The organism is Streptomyces sp. NRRL B-24085 (assembly GCF_001282115.1).
GTDB lineage: Bacteria > Actinomycetota > Actinomycetes > Streptomycetales > Streptomycetaceae > Streptomyces.
The window spans coordinates 1-5,226 of record NZ_LJBR01000492.1 but is presented as its reverse complement, the minus strand read 5'-3'; the positions used below and the strand labels follow the sequence as shown (position 1 = coordinate 5,226).

The following is a 5,226-nucleotide window of genomic DNA, read 5'->3' as shown; positions in this document are numbered from 1 at the left end:
CGGGGGCGAGCAGGGCCTGTGCTCTCGCCTTGGCCGTCTCCTTGGTCTCGCAGGCGGTGGTGGGGGACCAGTGGAGGCGGGCCGGGGTGTCGCAGAGGTGGGTGGGGTCGTAGACGTGGACCGGGCCGAGTTTGGCCCGGGCGTCCTTGGTGTCCTGCCAGACGGCCGGGTTCGAGGTGATGACGAGGGCGGGGCCCTCCGCGTCCCTGATGGTCTGGGTTGCGGTGGCGTGGCGGGTTGCTGCCGGGGCGTAGAGGATCGCGCCTTCGGCGCGAGACGTTTCCCACCCGCCCACCTGGTCACCCTTGGACAGAGAAGTGGGCAGCTTGGCAGCGGTCGGCGGCACGCCTGGTGGCTCGGTGGGCTGTCGGAGCCCCATCGGGTTGCTCGCCCCCATCGGGTTGCTCGCCCCCATCGGGTTGCTCGCCGTCGGCGTCTGCGGGGACCCGGAGAGGGAGGCTGCGGTCGGCTGTGGCCGTGGCTCCGGAGCCGGTCTCGGGATCGGGACCTCGTGGGCCGGTACGTCATGGGCCGGCTCCGGGGCCGCGCGCCGTTCGCGGGCCGCCAGTTTCTCCGCTCTCGTCCTCGCGCGGACCGCGCGCCAGCGGGCCAGGGTGCCCATCACGAAGATCGTCAGGACGGTCAGGACCAGCAGCTCGCCGATGAGCAGGCCCCAGACCAGGCCGTATCCGGAGAGTTGGCCGGCGGGGGTGTCGGGCCAGGCGCCGGGGACGTCCTGGGGGTGGCCGACGAGGTGGCGCATGGCGAGGGGTGTGCGGGTGAAGGTGACGCCCTCGGGCCAGCCGCCGTGGGCGAACAGGCCCGCCAGGCCCGTCGCCGTCCAGACCAGCACGGTCGTGCCGAGGAGGAAGGCGAGTATGCCGACCAACAGGCCGTCCGGGACGCCTCCCTGGCCTCCCTGACCGCCCTGTCGGCGGTCGTCAGGTCTCACCACTGCCCGCCCCCTACGCCACCGTCGACTCGGAGTCGCCCATGTGCTGTTCCACGAAGGCCGCCGCCCGTTCCTCCGCCTCCAGCTCCGCGGCGCGCAGGGCGTCGTCGGTGAGGTCGCTGGAGGACTCGGTCATCGCCCGGTCGGTGAAGACCAGGGGGCGTTCGGTCTCGGTGACCAGGTGTTTGACCACCTGGACATTGCCGTTGACGTCCCAGACGGCGATGCCGGGGGTGAGGGAGGGGATGATCTCCACGGCCCAGCGGGGCAGGCCGAGGACCCGGCCCGTCGCCCGTGCCTCGTCGGCCTTCTGGGCGTAGATCGTCCTGGTCGAGGCCATCTTGAGGATCGCGGCGGCCTCCTTCGCGGCCGCTCCGTCCACCACGTCGGACAGGTGGTGGACCACCGCCACGAAGGACAGGCCGAGCCGGCGGCCGAACTTCAGCAGGCGCTGGAAGAGCTGGGCCACGAAGGGGCTGTTGATGATGTGCCAGGCCTCCTCGACGAGGAAGATGCGCTTCTTCCGGTCGGGGCGGATCCAGGTGTGTTCCAGCCAAACTCCGACGATCGCCATGAGGATGGGCATGGCGATGGAGTTGCGGTCGATGTGGGACAAATCGAAGACGATCAGCGGCGCGTCGAGATCGATGCCGACCGTGGTCGGGCCGTCGAACATGCCCCGCAGGTCACCGTCGACCAGGCGGTCCAGGACCAGGGCGACGTCGAGGCCCCACGCGCGCACGTCCTCTATGTCGACGTTCATCGCCTCGGCCGACTCGGGCTCGGGGTGCCGTAGTTGCTCCACGATGTCCGTGAGGATCGGCTGGCGTTCGACGATCGTCTCGTTCACATAGGCGTGCGCGACCTTGAGGGCGAAGCCGGAGCGCTCGTCGAGGCCGTGGCCCATCGCCACCTCGATGATGGTCCGCAGCAGGGCGAGCTGGCCGGTCGTGGTGATCGCCGGGTCGAGCGGGTTGAGACGGATCCCCATGTCCAGGGCGGCCATGGGGTCCAGGCGGATGGGGGTTATCCCCAACTCCTGCGCGATGAGGTTCCATTCGCCGACGCCGTCCTCGCCCTGGGCGTCGAGGACGACGACTTGGCGGTCGCGGAAGCGCAACTGGCGCAGGACGTACGTCTTCTCCAGCGCCGATTTGCCGTTTCCGGACTCGCCCAGGACCAGCCAGTGCGGAGCCGGGAGCTGCTGGCCGTAGAGCTGGAAGGGGTCGTAGATGTAGCCCTTGCCGGAGTACACCTCCCGGCCGATGATCACGCCCGAGTCGCCGAGACCCGGTGCCGCGGTCGGGAGGTAGACCGCCTGTGCCTGGCCGGTGGAGGTGCGGACCGGCAGGCGGGTCGTCTCGACCTTTCCGAAGAGGAAGGACGTGAAGGCGTCGGAGAGGACGGACAGCGGATCCCGCATGCTTTTGCCCCTACCTTCGAATACCGGTGGCGAACGGAAGCGTGTTCACGAAGGCGCGATGGTGCTCGCGGTCGCACCACTCCAGTTTCAGGTACGACTTCCCGGCCGAGGCCCGGATGGTCCGCTTGTCGCGGGCCAGGGCCTCGGGGGTCCGGGAGGAGACGGTGATGTAGCCGACCAGGTTGACGCCGGCCGCGCCGCTCGCGAGGTCCTCGCCGCGCTGGTCGAGCCGGTTGTGGGCGGCGATGTCACGGGGGTCGACGGTCCGGTTCATCTTGGCGGCCCGGGAGGCCTCCGCCTCGTCGTTGGTCTTCTCGGTCAGCATGCGCTCGATGGCGATCTCGGTGGGTTCGAGGTCCATCGTGACGGCGACCGTGCGGATGACGTCCGGGGTGTGGACGAGGAGCGGGGCGAGGAAGTTGACGCCGACGGGGGTCATCGGCCACTCCTTCACCCAGGCCGTGGCGTGGCACCAAGGCGCGCGGGTGGAGGACTCCCGGGTCTTCGCCTGGAGGAACGTCGGTTCCATGGCGTCGAGTTCGGCCGGCCAGGCGTTGCGCTTGGTCATCGCCTGGATGTGGTCGATGGGGTGGTCGGGGTCGTACATGGAGTGGATCAGCGAGGCCAGCCGGCCCTGGCCGAGGGGCTGGCGCACCCGGATGTCGGCCTCCTGGAGGCGCGAGCAGATGTCGGTCAGCTCGCGCGCCATGACGACGGCGAGACCCGCGTCCTTGTCCAGTCTGCGGCCGTTCTGCGGGCGGGCGGCCCGCGCCATCGCGTGTGCCTCCGCGGCCAGTTCCCGGGTGTAGTGCATGCACGCGACGAGGTAGGCGCGGTGCTGCTCGCTGCTGGTGGACACCATCGACTGGAGTTGGTCGTACGACGTCTGGAGCCAGGGCAGTGCCTTGTCGTCCCCGCGCATCGCGACGTCCTTGGCGTGGGCGTCGGGGTCGGCGGGGAGGGTGCGGGCGAGCATCTGGAGGCGGGTGACGAAGCCGTCGCCGTTGGCCACGTGCTTGAGGAGGGTGCCGAAGCGGTCGACGAGGGCTTCCTGGTCCTCGGAGTCGCGCAGGCCGACGCCGGGGCCCTCGATCTCGATGGCCGCGGTGACGGTACGCCGGTCCGCGTGCAGCAGTACGGCGATCTCGTCGGGCCCGAACGGGGCGGCGAGCCAGTTGATCCGGCCGATGCCGGGCGGCGGGCCGACCTCGACCTCGCGGCCGTCGATGTGGGTGCCGGCCTCCATCACCGGGGAGCGGTAGGTGGTGCCCTGGCGCAGGGTGCGCTTGTAACTGCGGTTGATCTCGAACCACTTGTAGAAGGTGCGGCGCTTGTACGGCACGTAGACCGCGGCCAGCGCGAGCAGCGGGAAGCCCATCAGCAGGACGATGCGCAGGGACAGGACCGGGACGAGGAGCCCGCACATCATGCCGAGGAACGCGCCCACGATGATGAGCGCGATCTCGCCGGTCTCACGGTTGCGGCCGACGATCGCGTTCGGCCGGGCGCGGCCGATCAGATATGTACGGCGGGGCGTGACCGTATGCGACACGTGGGACTCGGTCGTCAACGCCCGTCACCTCCTGTGCTGTTGCTGCCGTTGCGGGTGTTGCTGGCGTGCGGGGTGTTCACCGGACTGCCGGCGCGGGGAGCGGGAGCGGCGGAGGGGACAGATCCGCCGCCTCCGTTCGGGGTGCGCGAGCTGTGGGCGGCGACTCCGCCGGACGCCGGGTTGCTCGGGCGGGCGCCCGAGCCTCCGGAGGCCTGACCGTTGCTGTCGGCCCGGGAGCTGTGGGTCTTGATGCCCTGGGCGACCAGGGTGGCCGGGGAGCTGATGACCGCGGCGGCCTTGCCCTCGGCGTTCTGCATGATGCGGTTGTTGCGGGAGCCGGCGATCTCGTCGCCGAAGCCGGGGACGAAACGGTAGATCATCGCGCTGGCGAAGATGGCGAGCAGGATGATGGCGAGCCCGGAGACGACGGCGGAAAAGGCGTCGGGGCCGTCGTCGGAGGAGAGCGCGCCGGCGAGGCCGAGGACGATGACGATCACCGGTTTGACCAGGATGACGGCGATCATGATGCCGGCCCAGCGGCGGACGTGGCCCCAGAGGTTCTTGTCGACGAGGCCGGCGTAGACGACGGTGCCGAGGAGGGCGCCGACGTAGAGCAGGGCGGCGCGGATGACGAGCTCCAGCCACAGGACGCCGGCGGCGAGGATGCTCACGAGGGACACGACGATGAGCATGATCGGGCCGCCGCCGATGTCGTTGCCCTTCTCCAGGGCGCCGGAGAAGGTGCCGAAGAAGGTGTCGGTCTGGTCGCCGGTGGCCTTCGCGAGGACCTCCGAGACGCCGTCCGTGGCGGAGACGACGGTGTAGAGGATGAGCGGGGTGAAGGCGGACGCGAGGACGGTCAGCCAGAGGAAGCCGATCGCCTCGCTGATGGCGGTGGTGAGGGGGACGCCTCGCACCGCGCGCTTGGCGACCGCGAGCAGCCACAGGAGGAGGGTGAGGATGGTCGACGCGGCGAAGACGACCGCGTACTGCTGGAGAAACTTCTGGTTGGTGAAGTCGACGTTCGCGGTCTCCTTCACGGCCTCGCTGAGCTTGTCGATGGTCCAGGCGGCGGCCTTGGCGCAGCTCTTGGCGAGGGAGGACATCGGGTCGAGGGTGGAGGTGGGGTCCAGGGACGGGGATCCGCCGGAGGACCCGCCCGAGGAGTCGCCCTCGCAGATCTGCTTGGCCTGGCCCGACAGGAGGCTGCAGTTGTCGGCGGACCCGGTGGGGGTCGGCGTGGGCGTGGGGGCCGCCGCGGCTCGGGTGGCGAGCAGCACGGCGGCGGTCTGCACGGTG

At 70.3% G+C, this 5,226-nt stretch carries 3 protein-coding genes and 1 pseudogene; all 4 read right to left on the bottom strand.

The genetic code is table 11. The features are described from left to right. Positions 1-952 (bottom strand): annotated as a pseudogene (locus AOJ26_RS37605) (type VI secretion protein); the annotation flags it as partial. 13 nt (positions 953-965) lie between these two features. Beyond that, positions 966-2,375, bottom strand: coding sequence for an ATP-binding protein (locus AOJ26_RS37600; protein ID WP_053852841.1), 1,410 nt, complete (start codon positions 2,373-2,375; stop codon positions 966-968). A gap of 10 nt (positions 2,376-2,385) precedes the next feature. Beyond that, on the bottom strand, positions 2,386-3,945 hold the full coding sequence (locus tag AOJ26_RS37595) for an SCO6880 family protein (RefSeq protein ID WP_053852840.1): 1,560 nt from the start codon (positions 3,943-3,945) through the stop codon (positions 2,386-2,388). Continuing rightward, on the bottom strand, positions 3,942-5,222 hold the full coding sequence (locus tag AOJ26_RS37590; protein ID WP_053852842.1) for a hypothetical protein: 1,281 nt from the start codon (positions 5,220-5,222) through the stop codon (positions 3,942-3,944). The genes AOJ26_RS37595 and AOJ26_RS37590 overlap by 4 nt, the downstream gene beginning before the upstream one ends. Positions 5,223-5,226 lie beyond the last annotated feature (4 nt).